Raw genomic sequence first — 25,421 nt, forward strand, 5'->3', positions numbered from 1 at the left:
ACAGGCTGTAATTGCCGTCAGTAATGCAGCGCAAATGAAGCAAGCCAATCTTATACAAAAGATTGTACTATGCAGTGCGCGCTGCCCAATAAGGTGCTGAGCATTGTAAACTGTCTTGCTGGTGATACGAAACCACCTGTTGTCGCTTACTTACCACTTCACCAACAATAATCAGTGCAGGTCCGGTAAATTGTCTACATGCTAGGCGCTGGGCAATGTTTTTGACTTGGCCGATACACACTTGCTGCTGAGTACTCGTGGCTTTGTCAATAATGGCCACTGGCATGTCCATCGGCAAACCGTGCTGTAGCAATTGCTGCATGATCGATTCAATACGTCTCAGTCCCATATAAAACACCAACGTCTCGGCATTTTTTCCTAGGGCATCGGGCATAGCACCGCTAACCAAGCTTTGCCAATCGGGTTGCAAAGTGGCGTCTTTTAAGTGCGCGGTAATAAAGCGTACAGACTGAGCACAATCTCTATGGGTTAGCGGTATCCCTGCGTAGGCAGAGGCACCAGAAGCGGCGGTGATCCCTGGAACAATACTAAAAGGTATTTGGTGCTTAGTCAGCATTTCACATTCTTCGGCGGCTCTGGCAAAAATGGCCGGATCCCCTCCCTTTAAGCGCCCAATCGATTTACCTTCTTTGGCCACACTGACCAACAATTCACTTATCTCTATTTGACTCATACTATGCTCACCGCATTTTTTACCCACAAAACGGCGCTCAACATGGGGAGGGATCATGTCGAGTATTTCCGGATTGACTAACCAGTCATACATCACTACGTCAACGCTTTGCAGTAAACGGTAGGCTTTTAACGTCAGTAACTCCGCATCACCTGGTCCTGAGCCAATTAAATGCACATGACCGTGTTTTGCGCCTTTAAAAACGCTGGAATGTGCGTCGTTATGCCGTTGTCTGGAATGAAGCTGGTTTAACCGATTTGCTTCACCGGGATTAAAACGATTGCCCTTAGCGCTGAATTTGACGACTTGGCTAACAAATTGAATCAACCCTTGGGGTATTAATAAATTCATCTGGGAAAAAACATTTAATGGCGAGTTCATAATAAGGTCTCCACGGCGATACGTTCGCCGCTATGTTTGCTGGGTTGATTTGCTTGATTTTGCACGCTAGCATTAGGGGTGTCTGAACTGACAACTGCACTATCGATGAAAGTGGAAGAGCGCGTGTGGCCATGCAGTTTAATCAATTGCTGCAATTCACTTTTACATGAGCCACAATTGGTTCCGCATTTTAGCGTTTCGCCTAAACCATCAACACTGCTGCAGCCCTGCTCTATTTCACTCACTATGGCGTTAATCCCCACCTTGAAACAGCTGCATATTAGGCGTCCTTGCTTAAATTCAGCCTCCGGCTCCGAGCGTAGTAAGGCGCTTTTTTGCTCAATATTTAGGGATCCTTCTGCTAGTAAGGCACTGAGCCACAGCGTATTAATATCTATTGGCTGTAAGGCGCTGAAGGCGGCAAATTGCAGCTTTTCATCCTGCACAGCATACAAGCTCTGTTGTGCACCAGCCTGATACACAGCCCAGCTATACGGCCCTTGACTGGCCTGCTGCATCAGGTCTTTTAAAACTAAAACGGGAATGGCATCTTCGGCTACACCGACTTTATGTTCACCTGTTGTGTAATCCGGTAATTCACACAGACTGATACGCCCACTGGCGAACGTTAACATGTCCCCCCCAGCGATTTTGCTTAGGCGCCAATAATCCAATTGTGCGCACATCATGCGTAAAACCGATTCACGCTGATGCACATCATCAGCAATAAATATTTGCCCGTGGTGTAAAAAGCGTACTTTAGTGACGCTAATTGCAGCATGTTTTAATTCCGGTTGCCCAGAAATACGGTCGTTGGCATCCGTGTACAAATGACTGATATTTGCCGAGGAAGCATTTTGCTCACTCCAATGGATAGGGGCGAAAAACTCTCCTAGGCGCTGACCATCGTCAATTTGCACAGGCAAGATGACTTGACTATCACTAGGACTAACCGTCGACGAAAGCGCCAACAAATCACCACTTTTAACCGCTAGTTGGGCGGCGTCTCGTGAGTGCATACTCAATGTTGCATAAGGAATATGACGGGTTAAGTCAGCACTGGTGCCAGTGCGTGTCATGGTGTGCCACTGATCCCGTACCCGGCCGCTGTTCAGTACAAACGGAAAATCGCTGCTTGTTAATTGCTCAGGGGTTCGAACTTCAAGTGCAATGAATTGCGCTTTTTTACTTGGGGTGAAATAACGACCATCGCTAAACATGCGCTTAACTCCCTGAGGATTCGCCTGATTAACGGGCCATTGAATTGGCATAAGATTGTCGTATTGCCCCTGAGTTAGCCCGCACAATCCAGATAAATCGAGATCCCGGTTGCCGTTATTTTTTTCCGCGGTTAAACCACAATATTCAGCGAAAATTTCGCTGGCAGTTGAAAAGTTAAAACCAGCAGAAAAACCCATCGCCTTTGCCACATCACAGATGATTTGCCAGTCGTGGCGAGTTTGTCCTGGTGGCGGTAAAAACCCTCGTTGACGGGATATTCTGCGTTCAGAGTTGGTAACCGTGCCATTTTTCTCTGACCAGCCAGTAGCAGGTAACACCACATCAGCCATGTTAACGGTGTCATTGTTTGCCACACAGTCAGACACCACCACCATTTCACATTTCTCTAGTGCCGCTTTAATTTTATGCCTATTTGGCATACTGACCATGGGGTTGGTCGCCATGATCCACACCGCTTTTACGCTGCCCTGCTCGATGGCATCAAACAAGTCCACTGCTTTCAATCCGGGCTGCGTCGCAATACGTGGAGATTGCCAATAGTCCTGCACGATTGAACGATGTTCTGAGTTGTCTATATCCATATGACAAGCCAACATGTTGGCTAACCCACCTACTTCACGACCGCCCATGGCATTCGGTTGACCGGTAATCGAAAACGGTCCACATCCTTGGCGACCCATTTTACCGGTTGCCAAATGACAATTGATGATAGCGTTAGCTTTATCTACGCCGCTGGTTGATTGATTCACCCCCATAGAGTAAAAACTCAGCGCAGAGTCACTGCTAGCAAACATGGTGTAAAACTGTTCAACCTGGGTGACGCTTAAGTCACAGTGCTGAGCGACTGCATCGAGTGTCCAAGGCTCACACGCCCCGAGGGTGTCAGTAAAACCTTGGGTAAAGGCATGAATATATTCTTGCTCTACGACATCATTCTTGGCTAAGTAGTGCAGCAAACCGTTAAACAGCGCCACATCGCTGCCCGGCTTTAGCGGTAAGTGTAAATCACCTGCTTCACAACTGGCCGTGCGACGGGGATCAATAAAGACCAAGCGCATATTGGGATTAATTTTTTTAGCGCGCTCGATACGTTGAAACAATACAGGATGAGTCCACGCTGCATTTGAGCCTACCAGCACCAATAACTCAGTTTGCTCTAAATCTTCATAACAACAAGGTACGGTATCTGCGCCAAATGCACGTTTATAAGCCGCTACGGCAGAAGACATACACAAGCGCGAGTTGGTATCTATGTTCGCGCTACCGATATAACCTTTCATTAATTTATTGGCGACGTAGTAATCTTCAGTCAGTAACTGCCCTGAAACATAAAACGCCACGGCATCAGGGCCATGTTGCTTGATCACATCGGAAAATTTGTCGGCAATGGTAGCAATCGCTTCAGACCATTGGACGGTTTCACCGTTGACCAGAGGTGCTAATAGGCGCCCTTGAGTAGAATTGGTTTCCGCTAGTTTACTTCCCTTAACACACAAGCGCCCAAAATTGGCTGGGTGATCAGCTGTGCCTTTTACACTCAGTAGTTGCCCAGTATTACCCTGTAATTCGCTGGTCACGTCTACCCCACAACCCACACCACAATATGGACAAGTCGTGGTACTTAGCTGGGAGCAGCTTGGCTGCTTAACCGCTACATTAGAGGCTTGGTGAGGCAGCTGAGATTGGGGCGTGATATCAGTCATCGAAATGGCCTTATACATAAATGAAGTAACAAACGAGCTGTGTTAGCTAAAACTGATTTTGCTTAAATTATGATTAATCTAAGCAAAATAGCGTTTAACCTGTCACGTGATGAAGATGGGCTTGATAACCTAAGCAGTAACCTAAAATGCGGTGACAACCTCGTCTTATCAGCCCGGCGTAAATGACCGTTAAGACGCAAGGGCCAGTTGTACCTTGTTACCTTCAACACGAACACCAAACACATTCACTTGACGTTGTTCATCATCAAGACATTCTCCGCTTGCCAAGCAATAGCGCTGCTTAAACAAAGGGGATATGACCACCGTTTTGTCCGCAACAGAGCCGATTAAACCACGATAGAGTACATTCGCTTTACCGATGGGATCCCAATTGCTAATGGCGTAATAATAGGTTTCATCTCGTTGTTTTATTTTGAATATAGCGACTTGTTCGCCGTTAACTAGCGCACAAACGCCGGAGTTATCTACAAGATCACCTAGGTTACAAATATCAGTCCAATTTTTAACTGTGCTCATAAATTACTCCTTACACCAACTCAACATCGATAATTTGTTCAGCACTTTTGGCTGACCGTTTCAGTTCGTCAAGCTCAGACTCTGTGGCAGGGCGGATTTGCTCACGCTCTTGCACAAAGACAATTTGCTTGTCACTTTCATCACTGTTTACGAACTGACGGAAACGCTTGCGTGACTCTTCACTTTCAATCGCTGTTTTCCACTCACATTGATAGGTATCTGCGATATGTTGCATTTGCCGCTCTAACTCTTCTCCTAGGCCCAACGAGTCGTTGATCACCACGTCTTGCAGGTAAGCCAAACCTCCTTCGAGATTGTCCATCCACACAGAAGTACGTTGTAAACGGTCCGCAGTAGCCACATAAAACATCAATACTCTGTCGATATATTTAACTAACGTTGCATCGTCTAAATCCGTCGCAAATAAATCGCCATGGCGTGGCTTCATGCCGCCGTTACCACAAACGTATAAATTCCAGCCGTTTTCAGTGGCAATAATTCCAATGTCTTTACTTTGCGCTTCGGCGCATTCTCGGGTACAGCCAGATACACCGAATTTGATTTTATGGGGAGCGCGTAAACCTTTGTAACGGTTTTCTAAATCGATCGCTTGGCCTACTGAGTCTTGCACGCCATAACGACACCAAGTACTGCCCACACAGGATTTCACCGTACGTAAAGACTTAGCGTAGGCGTGGCCGGTTTCAAAACCCGCCGCAATAAGCGCTTCCCAGATAGGAGGCAATTGCTCAACTCGGGCACCGAATAAATCGATACGCTGGCCACCGGTAACCTTGGTATACAGGTTGTATTTTTTCGCCACTTGGCCAAGTACAATTAATTTGTCTGGGGTAATTTCGCCACCAGCGATACGCGGTACGACAGAGTAAGTGCCATTTTTTTGCATATTACCCAAATAGGTATCATTGGTGTCTTGCAAGGCCACATGTGGCTTTTCTAATACAAAGTCATTCCACACAGATGCCATGATAGAACCCACAGCAGGTTTACAAATTTCGCAACCTAAGCCATGGCCGTGCTTTTCAACCAGCGCATCGAAGGATTTTATTTTGCCTACTTTCACCATGTGATAAAGCTCTTGGCGTGAATAAGCAAAGTGTTCGCAAATGTCTTTTTTCACTTCAACGCCACGTTTACCCAACTCGCTATCTACCACGGTTTTGAGCAATGCCGAACAACCACCACACCCTGTGCTCGCTTTGGTGCATGATTTCACCGCTGATAGGTCGCATGCCCCGCCGTCAAAGGCAGCAATAATGTCGCCCTTTGATACGTTGTGGCACGAACAGATCGTCGCCGTGTCAGGTAAGGCGTCAGCGCCTAATCCTGCAGGTGCATCACCAGATGCTGGCAGAATGAGACTTTCAGGGTGCTCAGGTAAATCAATGCCGTTAAGGGCATATTGTAAAAGGGTATCGTAATCACTGGTGTCACCAACGAGCACAGCGCCGAGCAATACACTCTGTTCTCTATTGACTACAATTTTCTTATACACACCGTCAGGCTGGTTCTCATAGATATAGGTTTGCGCGCCAGGAATGCGTGCATGGGCATCGCCAATAGAGCCCACCTCTACTCCCATCAATTTGAGTTTGGTGCTCATGTCTGCACCAAGGAATTCAACGTCTCCGCCGGTTATGTGACTCGCCGCAGCCCGGGCCATAGTGTAACCAGGTGCGACCAAGCCAAAGATAAAGTTATTCCACAAAGCACATTCGCCGATGGCATAAATGTCTGGGTCCGAGGTCAAACAATGATTGTTGACTATGATGCCGCCGCGCTCACCAATGTTGAGATCATATTGACGGGCTAAAGTGTCTTGGGGGCGAATACCCGCAGAGAACAAGATCATATCGGTTTCAAGAAAATCGCCATCCGCGAAACACATGCGATAACGACTGGTTTCACCGGCTTCAATGCGCTGGGTTGCCTTTTGGGTATGCACTTGCACACCCAGGGATTCAATTTTGTCCCGCAATAAACGGCCACCACCGGTATCAACCTGCACGGCCATTAACTGAGGGGCAAATTCCACAACGTGAGTTTCAAGTCCAGCTTCACGTAACGCATTTGCCGCTTCAAGACCGAGTAAACCACCGCCAACAACCACACCGGTTTTGCTTACCTTAGACGAAGCACTGATATCTTCAAGATCTTCAATGGTGCGGTAGACCAAACAATGGGGTTGATCATTGCCTTCAATTGGCGGCACAAATGGATACGAACCCGTGGCCATAATAAGCTTGTCATAAGCGAATGTTTGCCCTGACTTGGTTTTCACCGATTTGGCTTGTTTATCAATATCAACAACAGCAGCATCAAGATGGAAATCCACCCCCAAAGCTGAATATTGTTCCGGAGTTGTCAACGCGAGATCGTCTGCGGTCTTGCCGGAAAAATACTCAGATAGGTGCACCCTGTCATAGGCTAAGCGTGGCTCTGCCGATAGCACAGTCACGTTATAGTGCACCGAGTCGTCGGTTTTTCCATGGTTGGTGATTTGCTCAACAAAATGGTGGCCCACCATTCCATTTCCCACCACCACTATATTTACTGTGTTTGCTGACATGTTGATCCCCTGGTCGATGTGTTTGTTCAACGAAATTTGCCCATAAAAAAAGCCCACAAGACTGCTTATTCTCAGTCTTAGTGGGCTTCTTTGCCTGTTCTGCGCCGCACGCTATTGCCGGCTAAGTACATATAATGATTATTGTGTGTGTAAGCTTGTCGACTGCGTAACACGGGTATTGCTTTACTGTGAACAAACTAATGCAGGATCATTGCCAACAATTTAATCCTTATTAATCATATGGTTATATAATTTTTTTTTTGAACAATAAATTTAAGTGCGTTAATGTGGTGCAAAATATCAAAAATAGAGCAAAGCCGACTTTTATAGATAACGCTAAAAAAGCGTACGTAAAAACGGAAATGGAATAGCGGCTACGGCAGTCGATGGTATTTAACCACCGCTCACTGGAGTCGGGTCACGGATAAACGCTTATTGTTTGCACAAACACCCTAGCTAAGGCTATTTTTATTTCCTTTGTGCTAGCAAAAACGGCACACTTACCGATTAGCTTATTGACTTTAATTACCTTGCCCTTGCTTGCGTTCATGGGCGGATAACCACACAACCTGTAAAGGATGACTCATACCATGTCGCTAATTCGTTCACTTTCATTGCCGTTAATTGCAGCGGCCGCTCTTTTAGCAGCCACAGCCGATGCTGCATCGGTATGGAAAGTCACCTCAGGTGACAACAGCCTGTATATAGGCGGCACCATTCATATACTTGCGCCAGACGATTACCCGTTACCAAGGGAATACGATAAAGCGTATCAACAAGCTTCAACGTTAGTATTCGAAACCGATATGGCGGCACTGAAAGGCAGCGAGTTTCAGCAAAAAATGCTTAGCATGATGACCTACACAGACGGTCGCTCATTAAAAGACGACTTGTCCCCTGAAAGTTATGCCAAAGTGGAAGCTCATCTAACCCAGCGCGGTATTCCCATCGCACAAATGGCCGCAATGAAGCCCAGTTTGATCAGCATTACCTTGAGTATTATTGAACTCCAGGGCCTTGGTTTCACCAGTGAAGGTGTCGATCAGTTTTACGCTGATAAAGGTGCTCAAGAACAAAAAGCCATAAGCTGGTTAGAGACGCCCGATGAGCAATTGAATTTTATCGCTAATTTAGGCGGTGACGATAACGATGCGCTAATTGAATATACCCTGCGGGATATTAAAAAAATGCCGAGCTTAATTGGTGACATGCGCTCCAGTTGGCGCGAAGGTGATATGCAAACAATGGCCAATATCAGCATAGTGCCCTTTAAAGCCGATTATCAGGAAATATACCAAGACTTGATCGTCAAGCGTAATGGAAATTGGATGCCACAAATCGAAGATATGCTAAAAACCTCAGACGTTGAATTTATTCTGGTTGGTGCGATGCATTTGGCCGGTGAAGACAGTGTACTGACCAAGCTCAAAGCGCAAGGTTATAACGTCGAAAAACTTTAAACCACAGACACGATTAGCGATAAAAACGAACAGGATTTTATGCCCCCTACTATCACCAAAGAACTCGCCCTGCGTTATGCCCGGCAAATATTGCTGCCCGGGATCGACTTAGAAGGCCAAGAAGCCCTAATGGCGGCGAAAGTGTTGATTATAGGGGCCGGCGGCTTGGGCTGCGCGGCTGCGCAATATATTGTCAGTGCCGGCATTGGTGAAGTCACATTAGTAGACGACGATGTTGTTGAACTGTCCAATCTACACCGGCAAATACTGCATCACGAACAGGATGTCGGTACGAAAAAAGTCGCATCCGCTAAAACAACGCTATTGGCCAACAATAGCCAGTGCATCATCAACACCTTTGATGAGCGTCTTGATGATGACATATTAAGCGAACAAATTTCTCGCCATCAGGTCGTGCTTGATTGCACCGATAACTTGGCCACTCGTCAACAAATTAATGCCTTGTGTTTTACCCATAGTGTCCCCCTTATCAGTGGCGCAGCAATTCGCTTTGAAGGCCAGGTCAGTACCTATTTGATGGATCAACAAGGCCCGTGTTACCAATGCTTGAGCCAGCTGTTTCCCGAACAGCAACTAAGCTGCGTGGAAGCAGGCGTTATCCCACCCTTGGTGGGGGTTATTGGCAATCTGCAAGCGCTAGAAGCAATCAAATTACTAACCGGCACGGGTGAGCTACTTAACGGTATTTTGCAACTTTTTGATGCCAAATCGACTCAGTTTCATCGTTTTTCAATTCCTAAAAACCCCACTTGCACCGTGTGTTCTCACTCACGCTGAACTGCTCCCAGAGGGCGACTGTAACTCACGGTTTTAAGACATTTTTTAACACAAAAAACTGCCAATTTATTTTACATTTAGACTTTCGTTGCATGCCCCTTGTCAGTAACATTGGGCAGCTAAGGAATTCTTCGATTAAGTAGTCTAATTTTATGATAGTAAGTTGCGACACCCCGGGTTTGTTACCGATATCACAAGCGCTGAACGCCATGCGCGCAGCGATTTCTGCCGTTCAAGAACAAGAACTGTGCAGCCTTATGCAGGCTCGTGGGCGCATCTTAGCCGAAGATGTTATTTCCCAAGTGAATGTCCCCCCGAGTGACAATTCTGCTATGGACGGTTACGCCATGGTCGCAGCCGATTTGCAAGACACCGACAGCTTAAAATTAATCGGCGCTGCTTATGCAGGCATCCCTTTTGCTGGCTCTGTCAGCAAAGGCCAATGTGTGCGCATCATGACTGGCGCAATTATCCCTGCTGGGGCCGACGCTGTTGTGATGCAAGAGAACACCAGCGAACTTGCTTCACCATCGAAGACCAGCACAGCTGACGAGCATCAACACAAAATAATTCAATTTACCCAGCGCCCCAAATTGGGTAACAGTGTGCGTAAAGCAGGTGAAGATATCACCCAAGGTGCGGTCGTCCTTAACAAAGGCACACGCTTACTCCCCTCCCATTTGTCCTTGTTGGCATCAGTTGGGATCGCCAATGTATCAGTGGTACGTAAACTCAACGTGGGTTTGATTGCCACAGGCGACGAATTGGTTTCCCCTGGTGAGGCACTTAAAGCCGGACAAATATACGAAAGTAACCGCTATGCTCTACATGCAATGTTGCAAGAGTTTGGGGCCAATATTATCGATTTTGGTATCGTTGAAGATAAACTTGACAGTTTACAACGCACTTTCGCCGATGCCGACCGTCAGTGCGATATGGTGCTGTCATGTGGCGGTGTTTCAGTGGGCGATGCTGACTACGTCAAAGAAGTATTACAAACGCTGGGCAGTGTTAATTTTTGGAAGGTCGCCATCAAACCGGGCAAACCGTTTGCTTTTGGCAAGTTAAGTCAAGCCTGGTTTTGTGGGCTACCAGGCAACCCTGTCTCGTCGTACGTCACGTTCGAGCAATTAGTCAAACCCGTTCTGGAAACCCTAAGTGGGCAAACGCGCCGCCCGGCTCTATTACTCAATGCCACAGCCGACTGCGACATTCGTAAAGCCCCTGGCCGTGCAGACTATCAGCGCGGCATTTACCGTCTTGATAGCAATGGCGAACTGTTTGTCAGCCCCAATGGTAAACAAGGCTCAGGTGTGATGAGCAGTATCGCCCACGCAAATTGTTATATCGTTCTTCCCCAAGACACTGGCAGCATTGAACAAGGCAGCACAGTGCAAATACAACCCTTTACCTCGTTGGCATATTAAGTGACCTTAAAAATAGAATTTAAAGCTTTGGCTCATTTGGCCTGGCCTTTATTAATCGCCCAAGTAACGCAAACATTAATGGGCGTATCTGACACCATTATGGCCGGGCGTTTTTCCGCCACCGACATGGCAGCCGTTGCCATTGGCTTTAGTTTTACCATGCCTATGTTGTTCTTTATTCAAGGCCTGACGCTGGCGCTGCCGCCAATAATTTCTCGTTTTAATGGCGCCAAACAAATAGATAAAGTTGCTAATGCCAGTTATCAAGTGATGTGGTTGGCGCTATTTTTTGCTGTGCTTGCACTTGTGCTTAGTACCTTTTTAGGCTTCTTATTTTCGTTAATTGAAATGGAACCCGAACTGCGCATCATTACCATCGACTACGTACGCTATGTGCTGTATTCGATGCCTGCTTTTGCCTTGTATCAAGTCCTTCGAAATGTCTGTGAAGGTTTGTCTATCACGAAACCGAGTATGATTATCATGATCATTGGTTTGTTGGTGAATATACCCGCGAATTACGTCTTTATTTACGGAAAACTCGGTATCCCTGCTTTTGGTGGCGCAGGTTGCGGTATCGCCACAGGCTTAGTATTTGTGGCCATGATGTTCGCCACTTGGATATACACCCTCAATTCGAAAAAACTGCAAAAGTACGCTTTGTACACCCGCATTTTTGCACCTAATTTGCATGACATATGGGCCAGCTTGAAGCTTGGTTTGCCCATCGCTTTGACTATTTTGTTTGAAGTGACCCTGTTCACGGTAGTGGCTGTGCTACTTGCACCCTTTGGTTCTACCATAGTGGCCGCGCATCAAGTGGCCCTTAACTTCTCATCTCTGATGTTTATGTTGCCCCTTAGCCTTGGTATGGCTACCAGTATTCGCGTTAGTCATTTATTGGGTGAAAGTAAGCCGCTGCAAGCGAAAATGGCCACCCGAGCCGCCCTATTAATGGGTTTAACCACCGCCACCTTGACTGCTACCATGACCTATCTTGCCCGGGTACACATAGGCGAGCTGTACAGCAATAATGCAGAGGTCATTAATATGGCCGCCAGTTTGATGCTGTTAGCGGCACTATTTCAATTTTCAGATGCTATTCAAGTGGTATCGGCTACCGCGCTTCGTGGTTATAAAGACACCGCCGCCATGTTCTATTTAAGCTTTATTTCTTATTGGGTGATTGGCATGACCATAGGCTGCGTTCTGGCATTGACCGACTGGATTGTACCGCGCATGGCAGCAGCAGGATTCTGGATCGGCTTTATCTGCGGATTAACCTCAGCCGCTATTTTACTCGGCTTACGCTTACGCCATATTCAGCGCAAGCAAGAAAACATGCCGGTGGAGATGAGTATTTAACACTGCATACCCTAGTTTACCGAAAGCGCCGTTATTGACTGCCTACTATCCAGTCAATGACAGGCGTTTTGTCTAAGATTCGAGTTACAGCTATTAATCAATCGTTTTGCTACTAAGTGATAGCATTGATTTACAGTCATTATGCCAAGAATGAACGCAGTGTCCAATTTCAGCTTGGATGAGATAAAATCAATAAAGACAGATAGGCGCTTAGCAGCAGTGGAAGGTTTATAGAATAAGGCGTTAGTTAGCCACTAGATTGGCTAGGCTTAATGTCTTTCGCAGCGGTTATTGATGAAGATAGGCAATCAGTGTGAGTCACGTTGCGACGCATAGTGCTCACGACGAATAGTGGCAAATTCATGATTGGCGATAGCATCTCTAACAGCGGACTCAAACAGGTGTTTTTTTCCAATAAGCGGCGAATTTTGACTTATCGTCACATAATAATTATTCACTTCTATTGGTTGATATTCCGCTAAAACAATATCATTTTGCAAACCCATCTCAATAATCAGTGGCAGCGCACTTTCTTGAAAATGAATAAAAGTATTAATTCTTCCTTTCTTTAATAACTCTATCTTTTGCCGTAAAGTCGATACAGGAACCATTATCAAGTCTGACTCTTGGTTAAACCGCTCAAAATATTTTGCATTGCGAGTAACGCCAATACTCAACGTCTTTAAATCTGTAAAATTCTGTAACTTATCGATATTCTCTTTACGAACAAAAAAGGTATGTCTCAACGTTTCATAACTTGGGGTGATATAAATCACTTCGTCTTGTTTCTCACTCTCACGTTGCAGCCCAACCATCAGATCTAGATTGCCATGGCGAAACTCTCTTAATCGTCTGGCAAAGGGCATTGGAATAATTTCAATTTCCATGTTCATATGTTTGGCAATATTTTTAAGATATTTGACTTGCAAACCATGGATAAATTCTTTGGATACAGAGCTTCGTATAACCTCTTGCCCAGAAGAAAATGTTGAGAAAAAACCTAAGACTACTGTGAAAATCAGAACGTGAAATCGCATTACTAAACCAACAAAAAACAATCCATTATTATCCCCCACAGCAGAACGTAAGCCAATAGTGAAATACCGATTTCTGACAACTCAACCGCTACTTAGTATCCAAATATGTGACTAAGCAACTTACCTAAACCCAACATGGCCATCCGCATATTTTCTCTCGTCTTTGACGTTCAGCCGAAAGTGGTTTAGTTCTAACATGTCATAACACCCACACAAGCTTAGTACCTCTTACCCAACGGATTAGCGGCCGATCGGAATAACGTAAACTGTCTATATTATGGATTGTTCTGGGTATTCCACAAAGCATGCCCTAGCATGATTTACCAAGCACTACAGTTATCACACTGAGGTTATTAACCTTGCTACCCAGCCTCGACCATGCTCGTGACATTGGCCTGAATAGTGAGTAATTCCACATTAAGAGAAAGAAACCCAGCGATGCTTGGCTGCTAGCCCAGCATCATCACAAGAGGTTTACTTGCTTTGATCTGCGCTTTTTCTGGCTTTAATAGACTCTGCAATCGCCTTAAATTCATAGGTTGGGTAGATATCAGTGTCGAAAATACCCCAAGCTGACTTTTCAACGGCTAGATTAAGCGTGCGCAAATCTTTTGGTAGAATTTTAACCGTGATCACCTGCCCTAACCCCATCATCACGTACCATGAATCGACTTCCACACCTTTAGGCGGAAAAGACTGCCAAAATTGGTTCTCATCCATCTTTGCTTGCAGTTCAGTTAGGCTTTTATCTTGTTGATGCTTAAGCACTACCGTCACTAATATTTTATCGCTATCGATCGTGTAATCTTCAGCGGCAACCGCAGCTTGAACGAAACCAATAAAACATAAAGCAGGTATTAACACAGTCTTAATATATTTATTCATAACGTTTCTTGATAAGTTAAATGAATGATCATCCTCTCATGTAGATGAGAGATAAAATAGTGTTTTAAGGGCATCATGTTGGAGATTTTCATCATAACTTATATGCAGTTATGTTTTTGCTGCAAGGCTTATCTTGTATAAGTAATAAAAAAACACCATGGAATAACTAAGAACCTTTTCCTCATTTAACACTTAGATAAACCAATCGAATAAAGGATGTCATGCGCACCAAGCGACTAAAAAGATCCACATAATCTACTATTGCTTATGTCGCCGATGTACTCATTTTTGTCTGTGAACTACAGTGACAAGTAGACGGTAAAAGCAGCTCGATTAACGTAAACCTGAACGACCTACCTCGTAACAGGCCAACCGGAGAACCTGACTGGCGGTTTGTGCGAATACCAGCTCTTTGCAATAACGAATGGTTAAACTTGTTATTGCTGACATTGTACAGAGTCGAAATACCTTTTATTCTTTCTATGTTTTAATTACCTGTGCTATCGATAATATTAGAGCGTATGAATTGTTGAGGAGGAATAATGAATGTCAGGCACGATCAGTAAAATAGCAAAACAAATCGGGATCAATACCGAAACCGTTCGTTTTTATGAACGTAAAGGATTAATCAAACAACCTGTCAAACCTGTACAAGGCTATAGAATATATCCAGTAGAAACTGTGAATAGAATTCGCTTCATAAAACGTTCTCAAGAATTGGGGTTTACCCTACATGAAATTGAGGGCCTTTTATCACTTAACGATAACCCTTGCCATCAAGTCGAGGCGCTAGCTAAAAAAAAGCTAATGGCGGTTCAGACTAAACAAGCAGATTTACAACTTTTGGAAACAGCACTGCTGAATCATATAGCGCAATGTCAACACAATGAAGACGAGTCGTGTTGCCCCATCATAGATTCTTTGCAACCTTAACTAAGCCTGCATAACTACCCCTGAGTAAATATTCGTTAACGAAGAGCTGTCTACTTTCAGCTTTCTTCATTCTTTTGCAAAAAAACTCATTGACTCCGTACCTAGGTACATAACTTACAGTTGTGACATAAGTTAATGAGGTACTCACATGAATCAAAAAGAATCAAATCTTCCCATGGTCGGCGCGATCATTGCGGCAATTGGTGCAGGCGTGTGTTGCGTTGGCCCTTTGTTGTTATTGCTATTAGGCATTAGCGGCTCATGGATAAGCAACTTGAGTGCATTTGAAGCCTATCGTCCTCTATTCATTCTGGCTGTGATGTTATTACTCAGTTACACAGGGTGGAAGATTTATCGCCCAATAGAGCAATGTGAATCAGGCCGCGCCTGTGCAATCCCCGCGACCAGAAGTCGTCGCAAGGTCATTTTTTGGCTTGTTACCGTAACTGCAATTGTTTTGCTCACCAGCAACGACTGGATCCTTTGCTTTGTTTAACTTTTCATCCCCCTATGGTGTCAATACACCTATTAAAATTTGGAGTCTACTATGAAAAAACTATTCGTTTTAACCGCTTTACTTTCTAGCACCAGCGCATTGGCGGCAATGCAAACAATCACGCTTAGCGTACCCAGCATGAACTGTGTGACTTGTCCTATTACTGTCAAAAAATCACTAGTTAATGTTGATGGTGTTGAAAAAGCGGATGTGACGTATGCAACTAAGTTAGCGATTGTTACTTATGACGATGACAAGACCAATGTTGAAGGACTGGTAAATGCAACAAGTAATGCTGGTTATCCCTCTATTTTGAAAGATTAAAATGAGGCGTTAAATAATGGATCGTTTATTAAAATATCTTACTCAATTTGGTGACAAAGCAGGCTCACTTGGTGCATTAGTTTCTGCCATGGGATGCGCGATGTGTTTTCCCGCTATTGCGAGTTTAGGCGCAGCACTTGGATTGGGTTTTCTCAGCCAATGGGAAGGCGTATTTATTAATACGCTTTTACCTCTGTTTGCATGGCTTGCCTTAATACTTAACGCACTAGGATGGTTAAGCCATCGACAATGGCACAGAAGTGTACTTGGCATGTTAGGTCCTGTTTTCTTGTTATTCTCACTTTACCCTTGGTTCCAGTATGCGTGGAGTACATACGTAACGTATTCCGCGTTGGGATTTATGGTTATCATTTCAACATGGGATATATTTTCCCCCGCAAATCATCGTTGTGACGATGATTCCTGCGCAAAATAAGGTTTTAAATAATGCCTAGTAATAATAACGATACTTTCAGCTCAGTTGAATCAGGCCAGCTACATGTTGCGATTATAGGCAGTGGCTCTGGTGCATTCGCATGTGCTATTAAGGCGGCTGAAAATGGCGCAAGCGTCACTATGATCGAAGGTGCAGATATCATAGGTGGCTGTTGCGTGAATATTGGTTGTGTTCCGTCCAAGATACTGATCCGTGCAGCACAATTGGCTCACCAGCAACGTGCCAACCCATTTGACGGAATTGCCGATAATCAACCAAAAATTAACCGCTCCCTACTAGCGGCGCAACAAACTGCTCTCGTGGAAGAGTTGCGCAGTGCCAAGTACCAACGCATTATCGATAACAATCCAGCTATAACCTTATTGAAGGGTTATGCGCGTTTCAAAAATCAAAATACTTTGCTTGTCAGGGATTCAGACGGAGCAGACGTAGAGGTTCACACTGACCGCACATTAATTGCGACAGGTGCTACCCCGACTATCCCACCAATTAATGGTCTAATAGGTACGCCCTACTGGACATCAACAGACGCATTATTGGTAGAAGAATTGCCAGACAGTTTAATTGTGATTGGCTCTTCTGTTGTCGCTATTGAAATTGCTCAAGCTTATGTTCGTTTAGGTTGCGAGGTAACTATATTGGCACGTCATACGTTATTGTACGCTGAAGACCCATTACTGGGCGAGAAGCTGACTGAATGCTTTGAAAAGGAAGGTATTCGCGTGCTAAAGAACACCCAAGCAAACGATATTAGCTATGACGGACGTTCATTCACATTAGACACTAATACAGGGATATTAAAAGCGGACAAATTACTTGTCTCTACAGGTCGTCATGCAAATACGGCTCAGCTTGGTTTAGAAAATGTTGCTGTTGAAACGGATAATAGTGGTGCCATTCTTGTTAATAATAAAATGCAAACATCGACCGCAAATATTTATGCTGCGGGTGACTGCGCTGACATGCCACAATTTGTTTATGTAGCCGCCGCCGCGGGCAGTAGAGCAGCCATTAATATGACAGGGGGTGATGCGAAACTCGATTTATCGACAATGCCCGCTGTTATCTTCACAGACCCACAGGTTGCCACGGTGGGCTTAACCGAGGAGCAAGCTACAACACAGGGGTATGAGATCATTAGTCGCGTGTTAGACATGGACAATGTACCACGAGCATTAGCTAATTTTGAGACCGACGGTTTCATTAAGCTGGTTGCTGACAAAGCAACAGGTAAAATTATTGGCGCACAAATACTCGCCCATGAAGGCGGAGAAATAATCCAAAGTGCAGCTCTGGCAATGCATAATAATATGACGGTAAATGGCCTCGCGGGGCAACTATTTCCCTATTTGACCATGGTTGAAGGTTTAAAGCTCTGTGCTCAGACCTTTAGCAAGGATGTTAAAGAACTATCCTGCTGCGCAGGTTAATCGCCAAGTAAATTACGTTTTTATTTAACCTATGGAACGCCTAATATTCGGATTCAAATAGCAAAAACCTTAAGCGTTCCATTTTAAATTCGACTATGAAAGTTAGCTTTCATTCTATTTGATGGTTTTTCAAAAGACCGCAAGTGGCACATAATTCACCGTCAGATTTAATAAAAGTCTAATCGTAATCAGGTTGAGCCGTGGCAATTCCCGCTATATATGGATTTTAAATTAAAAGATGCTTATCCTTGCGCTTTAAGCTTTAACGTTATTCGGCTGTTAGCATGTTAATTATTGGCGTGAATTTGCTTGTTTCGGTACCTGAGTCAATTTACGACTTAAGTATATGCTAACAATAAGCTGACATTATTCTAATATTAACCTCAATTAATAGACTTAAGTGATTGTCCCTTTTGAATCGACAAAAATTTGCAATAAAACAGACTCGTGAAATGACCGGCCTACTTAAGCCCGTAGCTTATTTCTTCGCTTTTCTCTATTTTTTACTGACCTTAGCGCATTTTTTTGTTCTGCAAGAATCATTTAAGTGGCTCCTGTGTGCCATGACCTTATTGACGGCGATTATAAATTTAGCCGTAGGCGTTAGCACAGCTAAGATTTCACCTGAACGGCAAAGCTTGATTATTCTATTGTTATTGTTGTTGGCAAGCTCAAACAGCTTTCTACATTTATGGTTGTCACAAGCCCCTGAACATTCCACCAACATATTCGTGACGATCATCGCATCAGGTATAGTGCTGTCAAATCGTAGTCATTGGCTTGCTTCGATTTTATTCAATTGGATAGGATGGATAACCATCAGCGTCGTGCTCGAAATGGCCTTAATCCAACATTTTTTCTTTGCCATGGCAATGAGTACCTTACTTAGTTGGTTTGCCCATCTGGCGCGCAAAAAACTAGTCGAAAAACAACTAGAGCTTGAGCAAGAGAGAGATCTTGCGATACAACATGAGCAGGAAGCGAAAGCCGCAACTGAGGCGAAAAGCGCGTTTTTGGCCAACATGAGTCACGAAATTCGAACACCGATGAATGGTGTCATTGGTATGATCGAGCTTATATCCCAAACAAAACTGGTTAATGAGCAAAAAAATTATATTGCCACAGCCAAGCGTAGCGCCGAGTCACTCATGATTATTATCAACGACGTTCTAGATTTCTCAAAGATAGAAGTCGGCGAGTTGACGATCGAATTGGTGGAGTTTGATTTAGAAAAGTTTTTTACCGAGTTAATCCACGACCAACATTTTCACGCGCAGAATAAGGGTTTAAAACTGGAACTTGTGAAAAATGAGTCCGCAAAAACGAACGTGCTAGGTGACCCTTACCGAATTACCCAAGTGATGAATAATCTGTTGTCGAATGCCATTAAATTTACCGAATCGGGCAATATTGTGGTCCAGTATGATTTGGTTACGCTCAAGGAAGATCTGCGCTTAACTGTGGTCATAACCGACACGGGTATTGGCGTGTCTGAAGCGGCATTACCTTTTCTTTTCGACTCATTCTCCCAAGCTGATACGTCAACCACTAGAAAATTTGGTGGCACCGGTCTTGGTCTGTCAATCACTAAGCAGCTTTGTGAACTAATGGACGGGGACATAAGCGTAAAAAGTGAATTAGGTAAAGGTTCTACCTTCGAGTTCTCAATTAGGCTTGCGCGCCCCATTTCGACGCTCGTTACAAAAGAAAAACCTCATACTACCCAATCTTTTAGCAATCTACGTGTACTCTTAGTTGAGGATAATTTCATTAATCAAGAGGTCATGCTTGCTATTCTCAAAGGGTTGGAAGTTGAAGTCTTTGTTGCGAATGACGGGCTTGAAGCGCTTTCAATGCTTTCGTATTCCCAAGCCACGCCATTTGATCTGATACTGATGGATTGCCAAATGCCAAACATGCATGGCTACGAAGCAACACAGCGCATACGAAAAGGCGATGCGGGCGAGCTATTTATTAATATTCCCATCGCGGCACTTACGGCAAACGTGATGAATAGTGAACGCGAAAAATGTCTTGACGCAGGCATGAACGAATACCTTACAAAACCAATAGACATCGACGACTTAAAGACGGTGTTGCTGAAATATCAGCCTACGATCTAGCGACTATGCCTTTTTCGCGTTTACTAATGCTATTGATGGGAATGTAACCCAAACATATTGCCTTCGGTATCTAGCGCTAAGGTACAAAAACCGTACTCCCCAATAGACATCTTACTGCGTTCAATGCATCCACCTGCTTGCTCGACACGGGCCTCTTCATGGGCGCAGTCATCACATGCAAAGTAAACTAGGGTACTGTTTCGCCCTGGGGTGAAACCGGCCATTTTTACTAACGCGCCAGATGCACCGTAGGTGTCCATGTCAGAGGAAAATGCCCACATCTGCGCTTGATCCTCTGTTGGATCAGTCAATGGCGTTAATGTTTCATCTAATACCGCTTCATAAAATTTTTTCGCCCGAGGCATGTCATCTACATAAATTTCGAACCAACCCACTGGATTACCCATTATTTATCTCTCGTCATATTATCGTAATGAGTAATAAGTTTTGTCGGTATAAAGAGGTTAATCAAGTTCGCACGGCAGAAATCTTTCTAATTAGAGGCTCTTGAGTCAGTAATTCTCCTAATCCACCTTGTAAGGTATAAACCTCAACGTAGCCTGCCAAACGCAACGTATCACCGGCCTTTATACTGCGTATTCCAGATTGGCAATACACAAATATAGGACGATTAACCTCGGCACATAATTCGCTGACCGCTTTAATAAAATCAGCGTCAAGGCCGATACAACGCCCGCCAATATTAAAGCCTTGGTGTTCCGACTCGCTTCTCACATCAAGCAATAACGCATTATCGGTATCGGTTAGGTGTTGCACGAATACATCTGGGCGCAATTCGCCGTCCTTAGAACTCAGGTCAATCGCGTTTAGGTTGAGCGAACCTATCGCTTCAGCAACTATCTGAGAAGAAGCCTGTTGTGGCTGATAATGTGACAATCTTTTCAGACGAGCCTTACCTTCTGGAGGCGGCGAACGGGAGGCGCAACAAGCACATTGTTTGTTTTTCGTCAAAGCAATGGAGCGGAATTGATTACGCGTACCGTCATACAGCTGTAAATTACCTTCATACGCTTCTCCTGCGCCGAGTAAAAAGTGCAAACAGGTGTTCGCCTGTAGCGTGCCTAATAACCCCGGCACGGTACTGAGCACACCTGCGGCATTACAATCAGGCACGTCTACGGGTATTTCGGGAAATACACAGCGAAAACAGGCCGTTTTAGGTGTAAAAAGAGCAACTTGGCCACTAAAACCCAACACACTGGCATACACCCAAGGTCTTTTTTGGTGCACACAAGCGTCATTGATTAACAAGCGAGTCGCGAAATTATCGCTGCAATCGAGCACGATATCCGCACCCGCCACTAACTCAGCTACCTTGTGTGCACTCAAATGATCTATCGTTGCTTGCACCTCGATAAACGGATTATTCGCCATCAAACGATTAGCCGCGACTTGGGCTTTGGCTTGGCCAATATCGTTATACCCAAACAACACTTGGCGGTGCAAATTTGATTGGGTAATAAGGTCATTATCCATCAAAGTGATATGCCCCACGCCTGCCGCCCCTAAGTATTGTGCCACGGGACACCCTAAGCCGCCTGCGCCGACAATCAAAACCCTCGCATTTTTTAAGCGTTGCTGACCGGTAACGCCCACGCCGTGCAATTGCACATGACGCTGATATTGTTGCCATTCTCCTGAGCTAAATATACTCACGAGCGGGTAATCGCCAGCAGTGCATTTGTGACGGCAATAGGATCTTGAGCTTGGGTAATTTGGCTTATCATCCCGATGCCTGACACGCCCAGTGCATGAATGTCCTTAGCGCTTTCCAGGTCAATGCCACCAATGGCAACCAGTGGGTAATCGAGCAATTTTTGCCAATAGGCTAACCCCTTTACACCTTGTGGCACCCAAGGCATGTCTTTACTCTTGGTGGGAAATACTGGCCCGTACGCTATGTATGACGGTCGGTAAGCATGCGCCTTCGCCACCTCAAAATGACAATGGGTGCTAATGCCCAGTCGCAACCCAGCGCGGCGGATTTGCTGTATTTGCGCCTCGGCTAAATCCTCTTGGCCTAGGTGCACGCCATAGGCCCCATGCTGAATGGCTAATTGCCAATAATCATTAATAAACAGTCGGCATTGGTAGCGTGTGGCAATGGCAATGGCTAAACAGATTTCATCCTCAAGCGCCTGACCGATTAAGTCTTTTACCCTCAATTGAATGGTGCTCACGCCTAAAGGTAATAATTGTTCAAGCCAAGCTGCACGTTCGACAATCGGATATAACCCCAGCGGTGTATCGCCAATATCCGGAAATGGCATATTTTCCTGGGTTTGCGTTTGCGCACAAATTAAGCGCGGTAAACTGACTTGGGTATCAGGGACGCGATTAATCTGCACAGCGCCTTTTTCACCATCGACTCCCTGAGCATTTAATAGACCTTGCGTAATGGCCATTTTACCCATAACCACGGCATCTTTCAGGCAATAACCTAATGCGATACCACTGGCGATCGCCGAGGCTAACGCGCAGCCTGTACCACGGGTATGCAGTGTGTTTATGCTGTCGCTCTGTAACCAAAACTGGTTCTGGACACTGTGAAAGTAATCCTGGCTGTAGGTCGATGGGTTATCTTTAATAATCCCTTCGTCATTCAATCTGTGACCACCTTTTATCAAGACTGCTTGGGCACCCATTTTAAGTAAGGCTTTGGCTGCTTTGATAATATGAAAACTGTCTTTGATCGCGAAACCCACCAGCTTTTCTGCTTCTGGAATATTAGGGGTAAATAAAGTGCTGTGCGCCAGCAATAAATTTTGAACACTTTTGTTGCTGTTGCCTTCCCCGTCAAGTTCGGCTTCATTATTCAAGGCACCACCATTGGTTGCATGGCTGACGGGATCACAAATCAGCGCTATTCCGAGTTTTTTTTGCGTATCAATGATTAATTGTGCCTGTTGAACGTTGGCAACCAATCCGCATTTCATCGCTTTTGGGGTGAATACTGCGACCGCTTTTAGTTGCGCCGCAAACATCTGTGGCCCAACAGCTTGTACTAAAAAAGTGTGTTGGTTATTTTGCGCGGTGACGGCGGTGAGCACACTTAAACAATGAACACCAAAGGCATGTTGCACTTTACTGTCCATTTGCATGCCGGCCAGTCCAGCGCTGTCACTGCCAGAAAAGGTTAATACCGACACTTTATTTGTTAACGACACTTTATTTGTTAACGACACTTTATTTGTTAACGCAACTGGATTGCTCACTGAATTCACTACATTCATGACTCAGGGCTCCTGATGCCAAAATGGCGTACCGAGCACAGGCGTACTGGGTTTAGCCAAATCACGTTGTTGTATCACCCCTGCCTCAAACCCTGACCTGCCAGCCATAATGGCATCTCGAAATGCACTGGCCATAAGCACAGGATCCCCTGCCTCTGCGACGGCCGTATTTAACAGCACACCATCAAAACCCATCTCCATCGCTTGGGCTGCATGGGACGGCGCCCCCACACCTGCATCAACAATGAGTGTGGTATCGGGCAATCTTGCTCTCAGCGTTTTAAGGGCATACGGGTTTATTAGCCCTCTTCCAGTGCCAATAGGCGCACCCCAAGGCATCACAATTTTGCACCCAGCAGTCACTAATCGCTCAGCTAATACCAGGTCATCGGTAGCATAAGGAAATACTTCAAACCCTTGTGAAATAAGCTCTTTGGTGGCCTCAAGCAAGGCGAAAGGATCAGGTTGTAAATTGTATTCGTCCCCTAACACTTCGAGCTTTATCCAGTGAGTGGCAAACACCTCTCTGGCCATGTTGGCAGTGTCTATCGCTTGCTTTGCGCTATAGCAGCCAGCGGTATTGGGCAACACATGACAGTTTAACCGTTGAATATGCTGCCAGAATGCATTGCCGCCTTTATGCTCAGGTGATTGACGGCGCAATGATACGGTAACGACCTCTGCAGCCGACGCCTCAATAGACTGACGCATAATATGCGGTGAAGGGTACAAAGACGAACCAATTAAAAAGCGGCTTTGCAGTGTCGTATCAGCCAGTTGCCAGCTCATCGTTAACCCCCTTGCATAGGCGTAAACGCATCAATTGTATCTTTGTCGTTAAGCGTTACGTTCTCATGCTCGATTTTGGGGACAAATTGGCCATTAACCGCCACGGCACATACCCCAGACACTTTTAATTCATCTAACACCAGTAACAGTGCTGCATGCCTGACCTGATAGGGCTCACCGTTGAAAAGTATCGTTAACATCTAACCTCCTGTATGAGTTGGGTAAAAGGCGATGCAAAGTCTGGGTTAAATACCCTTTCGCACGCTTGTTGCGCCAAGATAGGCGCCAATAAGTAACCGTGTCGAAACAGGCCATTAATATGCATCACGCGCTGATCGCAGGTTATTTTTGGTAAGTTATCGCTATACGCTGGGCGGCAATTGGCTGACATATTAATAATCTGTCCTTCAGCGAAACCAGCATCAATTGAATAGGCAGCCGAAAGGAGTTCAAGGGCCGAACGCACAGTGACTGGGCCATTATCTTCGCTTTCAATCTGACTGGCGCCAATAACAAAATGCTGATGACTGCGCGGGGCGATATACAGTTTGTATCTTGGGTGCATCAACCTAACAGCATGCTGTAGCTTAACTTGTGGAGCATGCACCGTGATAACTTCACCGCGTACCCCGCGCAGGCTCTGAGCATCCAGCGTAGAGAGATCTTGTTTCGCCCCCAGGCCCCGACAATCGATAACATAATCAAAGGTCTGTTTAGCCGATGACAAATACACAGCTGCACCGGGAGGCATCAAAGCAAGGGAGGCATTTTCAATATGATTCACAAGGCTGTTTGGCTGCCAATCGACACCGGCTTTTAACAAATATTCGCCCAATACCGCCATCACTTGATGATTGTCTACCCATGCCTCACGCGGTAAATACAGCGCATGAGCAAAGCGTGTTGCAAGCTCTGGGGCGAGCTTATTAACCTGTGACTGATTTAAAGACTGCACATGCAGACCCATGTCATCACTCATGCAATGGGGTAATTTCGACGTAAGCTGAGTAGTAAAACGCTGAAAATCCACTTGGTCTTGTTGATGCGCCACCACCATAGTGCCCCGGTTGAAAAAGTCGAGAGCACTGGGGTTGCTTTGCCGCAGACTGGCAATCACATCAGGCCAGCGTTGTAATGATGCCAGCCCCATGTGAAACACAGCAAGCTCTGTACTTTCGAGTTCACTGTATGGCGATAACATACCTGCAGCAGTATACGCGGCAGCACGACCAGTATGGATCGGGTCTTGATCGAACAAGGTTAGGGCCACAGGCTCACGGCGATTCAATAACTGCCAAGCCAATGTGCGCCCCATGATCCCCGCCCCGACTATAGCGATACGCATATTAGGCCGTTGATTGCGGCTCATCGTTATTAATCCGTTTGAGCAACGTAAATTTGTGCGCCTGAAGCGGTAAACTCCGCGGACTTTTGCTGCATGCCGGCTTCAATCTCGGCACTTTTCAGATCCGCTGAGTACTCGCGTACTTCTTGAG

General features: G+C 45.3%; 22 protein-coding genes. 10 read left to right on the top strand and 12 right to left on the bottom strand.

Going from position 1 to position 25,421, the window contains the following annotated elements; genetic code table 11:
- Positions 1-67: 67 nt before the first annotated feature.
- The 4 genes from cobA to nirB all read right to left on the bottom strand — a co-directional run bounded on the left by cobA (position 68) and on the right by nirB (position 7,147).
- Entirely contained in the window at positions 68-1,075 is a 1,008-nt protein-coding gene (cobA, locus tag GPLA_RS14120) for a uroporphyrinogen-III C-methyltransferase (protein WP_007105609.1), read from the bottom strand.
- On the bottom strand, positions 1,072-4,020 hold the full coding sequence (locus tag GPLA_RS14125) for a nitrate reductase (RefSeq protein WP_007105610.1): 2,949 nt from the start codon (positions 4,018-4,020) through the stop codon (positions 1,072-1,074). The genes cobA and GPLA_RS14125 overlap by 4 nt, the downstream gene beginning before the upstream one ends.
- A 189-nt stretch (positions 4,021-4,209) precedes the next feature.
- Positions 4,210-4,557, bottom strand: coding sequence for a nitrite reductase small subunit NirD (nirD, locus tag GPLA_RS14130; protein WP_007105612.1), 348 nt, complete (start codon positions 4,555-4,557; stop codon positions 4,210-4,212).
- Positions 4,558-4,567: 10 nt separating this feature from the next.
- A complete protein-coding gene (gene nirB, locus GPLA_RS14135) occupies positions 4,568-7,147 on the bottom strand; it encodes a nitrite reductase large subunit NirB (RefSeq protein ID WP_040514875.1) in 2,580 nt (859 codons plus the stop codon).
- Between the two features lie 590 nt (positions 7,148-7,737).
- Between nirB and GPLA_RS14140 the strand changes: the two genes are divergently transcribed.
- The 4 genes from GPLA_RS14140 (at position 7,738) to GPLA_RS14155 (ending at position 12,197) form a co-directional block, all read left to right on the top strand.
- Positions 7,738-8,607 carry a TraB/GumN family protein gene (locus GPLA_RS14140; RefSeq protein ID WP_007105615.1) on the top strand — a complete coding sequence of 290 codons (870 nt, stop codon included), beginning with the start codon at positions 7,738-7,740 and terminating at the stop codon, positions 8,605-8,607.
- Between the two features lie 39 nt (positions 8,608-8,646).
- On the top strand, positions 8,647-9,405 hold the full coding sequence (moeB, locus tag GPLA_RS14145) for a molybdopterin-synthase adenylyltransferase MoeB (RefSeq protein ID WP_007105616.1): 759 nt from the start codon (positions 8,647-8,649) through the stop codon (positions 9,403-9,405).
- A 152-nt stretch (positions 9,406-9,557) separates the two neighbouring features.
- Entirely contained in the window at positions 9,558-10,832 is a 1,275-nt protein-coding gene (gene moeA, locus GPLA_RS14150) for a molybdopterin molybdotransferase MoeA (protein ID WP_007105617.1), read from the top strand.
- On the top strand, positions 10,833-12,197 hold the full coding sequence (locus GPLA_RS14155; RefSeq protein WP_007105618.1) for an MATE family efflux transporter: 1,365 nt from the start codon (positions 10,833-10,835) through the stop codon (positions 12,195-12,197).
- A 308-nt stretch (positions 12,198-12,505) separates the two neighbouring features.
- Here GPLA_RS14155 and GPLA_RS14160 read toward each other — a convergent pair whose 3' ends face one another.
- Positions 12,506-13,135, bottom strand: coding sequence for a substrate-binding periplasmic protein (locus tag GPLA_RS14160; RefSeq protein WP_040514877.1), 630 nt, complete (start codon positions 13,133-13,135; stop codon positions 12,506-12,508).
- Between the two features lie 573 nt (positions 13,136-13,708).
- Positions 13,709-14,119 carry a hypothetical protein gene (locus GPLA_RS14165; RefSeq protein WP_007105620.1) on the bottom strand — a complete coding sequence of 137 codons (411 nt, stop codon included), beginning with the start codon at positions 14,117-14,119 and terminating at the stop codon, positions 13,709-13,711.
- A 546-nt stretch (positions 14,120-14,665) separates the two neighbouring features.
- Between GPLA_RS14165 and merR the strand changes: the two genes are divergently transcribed.
- The 6 genes from merR to GPLA_RS14195 all read left to right on the top strand — a co-directional run bounded on the left by merR (position 14,666) and on the right by GPLA_RS14195 (position 19,882).
- Complete coding sequence (merR, locus tag GPLA_RS14170; RefSeq protein WP_007105622.1) at positions 14,666-15,052, top strand: Hg(II)-responsive transcriptional regulator; 387 nt, start codon at positions 14,666-14,668, stop codon at positions 15,050-15,052.
- Between the two features lie 148 nt (positions 15,053-15,200).
- The gene (locus GPLA_RS14175; RefSeq protein ID WP_007105623.1) at positions 15,201-15,548 is read left to right on the top strand and encodes a mercuric transporter MerT family protein; all 348 of its coding nucleotides are present in this window, start codon (positions 15,201-15,203) and stop codon (positions 15,546-15,548) included.
- 51 nt (positions 15,549-15,599) lie between these two features.
- Positions 15,600-15,872 carry a mercury resistance system periplasmic binding protein MerP gene (merP, locus tag GPLA_RS14180; protein WP_007105624.1) on the top strand — a complete coding sequence of 91 codons (273 nt, stop codon included), beginning with the start codon at positions 15,600-15,602 and terminating at the stop codon, positions 15,870-15,872.
- Between the two features lie 16 nt (positions 15,873-15,888).
- A complete protein-coding gene (merC, locus tag GPLA_RS14185) occupies positions 15,889-16,308 on the top strand; it encodes an organomercurial transporter MerC (RefSeq protein WP_007105625.1) in 420 nt (139 codons plus the stop codon).
- A gap of 11 nt (positions 16,309-16,319) precedes the next feature.
- Positions 16,320-17,759 (top strand): mercury(II) reductase, encoded by a 1,440-nt coding sequence (gene merA / locus GPLA_RS14190; protein WP_007105626.1) that lies wholly within the window; start codon positions 16,320-16,322, stop codon positions 17,757-17,759.
- Between the two features lie 452 nt (positions 17,760-18,211).
- On the top strand, positions 18,212-19,882 hold the full coding sequence (locus tag GPLA_RS14195) for an ATP-binding protein (RefSeq protein WP_193362949.1): 1,671 nt from the start codon (positions 18,212-18,214) through the stop codon (positions 19,880-19,882).
- Between the two features lie 29 nt (positions 19,883-19,911).
- Here GPLA_RS14195 and GPLA_RS14200 read toward each other — a convergent pair whose 3' ends face one another.
- The 6 genes from GPLA_RS14200 to thiO form a co-directional block, all read right to left on the bottom strand.
- A complete protein-coding gene (locus GPLA_RS14200; RefSeq protein ID WP_007105628.1) occupies positions 19,912-20,289 on the bottom strand; it encodes a VOC family protein in 378 nt (125 codons plus the stop codon).
- A 61-nt stretch (positions 20,290-20,350) separates the two neighbouring features.
- The gene (locus GPLA_RS14205) at positions 20,351-21,559 is read right to left on the bottom strand and encodes a HesA/MoeB/ThiF family protein (RefSeq protein WP_007105629.1); all 1,209 of its coding nucleotides are present in this window, start codon (positions 21,557-21,559) and stop codon (positions 20,351-20,353) included.
- Positions 21,556-23,136, bottom strand: coding sequence for a thiamine phosphate synthase (gene thiE / locus GPLA_RS14210; RefSeq protein ID WP_007105630.1), 1,581 nt, complete (start codon positions 23,134-23,136; stop codon positions 21,556-21,558). The genes GPLA_RS14205 and thiE overlap by 4 nt, the downstream gene beginning before the upstream one ends.
- A 3-nt stretch (positions 23,137-23,139) precedes the next feature.
- Positions 23,140-23,925 carry a thiazole synthase gene (locus GPLA_RS14215; RefSeq protein WP_007105631.1) on the bottom strand — a complete coding sequence of 262 codons (786 nt, stop codon included), beginning with the start codon at positions 23,923-23,925 and terminating at the stop codon, positions 23,140-23,142.
- A gap of 2 nt (positions 23,926-23,927) precedes the next feature.
- Positions 23,928-24,125, bottom strand: coding sequence for a sulfur carrier protein ThiS (thiS, locus tag GPLA_RS14220; protein ID WP_007105632.1), 198 nt, complete (start codon positions 24,123-24,125; stop codon positions 23,928-23,930).
- The gene (gene thiO / locus GPLA_RS14225) at positions 24,119-25,294 is read right to left on the bottom strand and encodes a glycine oxidase ThiO (RefSeq protein ID WP_007105633.1); all 1,176 of its coding nucleotides are present in this window, start codon (positions 25,292-25,294) and stop codon (positions 24,119-24,121) included. Before thiO ends, thiS begins: the two co-directional genes overlap by 7 nt.
- Positions 25,295-25,421 lie beyond the last annotated feature (127 nt).

The sequence above is a fragment of the Paraglaciecola polaris LMG 21857 genome (genome assembly GCF_000315055.1).
In the GTDB taxonomy this organism is placed as follows: Bacteria; Pseudomonadota; Gammaproteobacteria; order Enterobacterales; family Alteromonadaceae; genus Paraglaciecola; species Paraglaciecola polaris.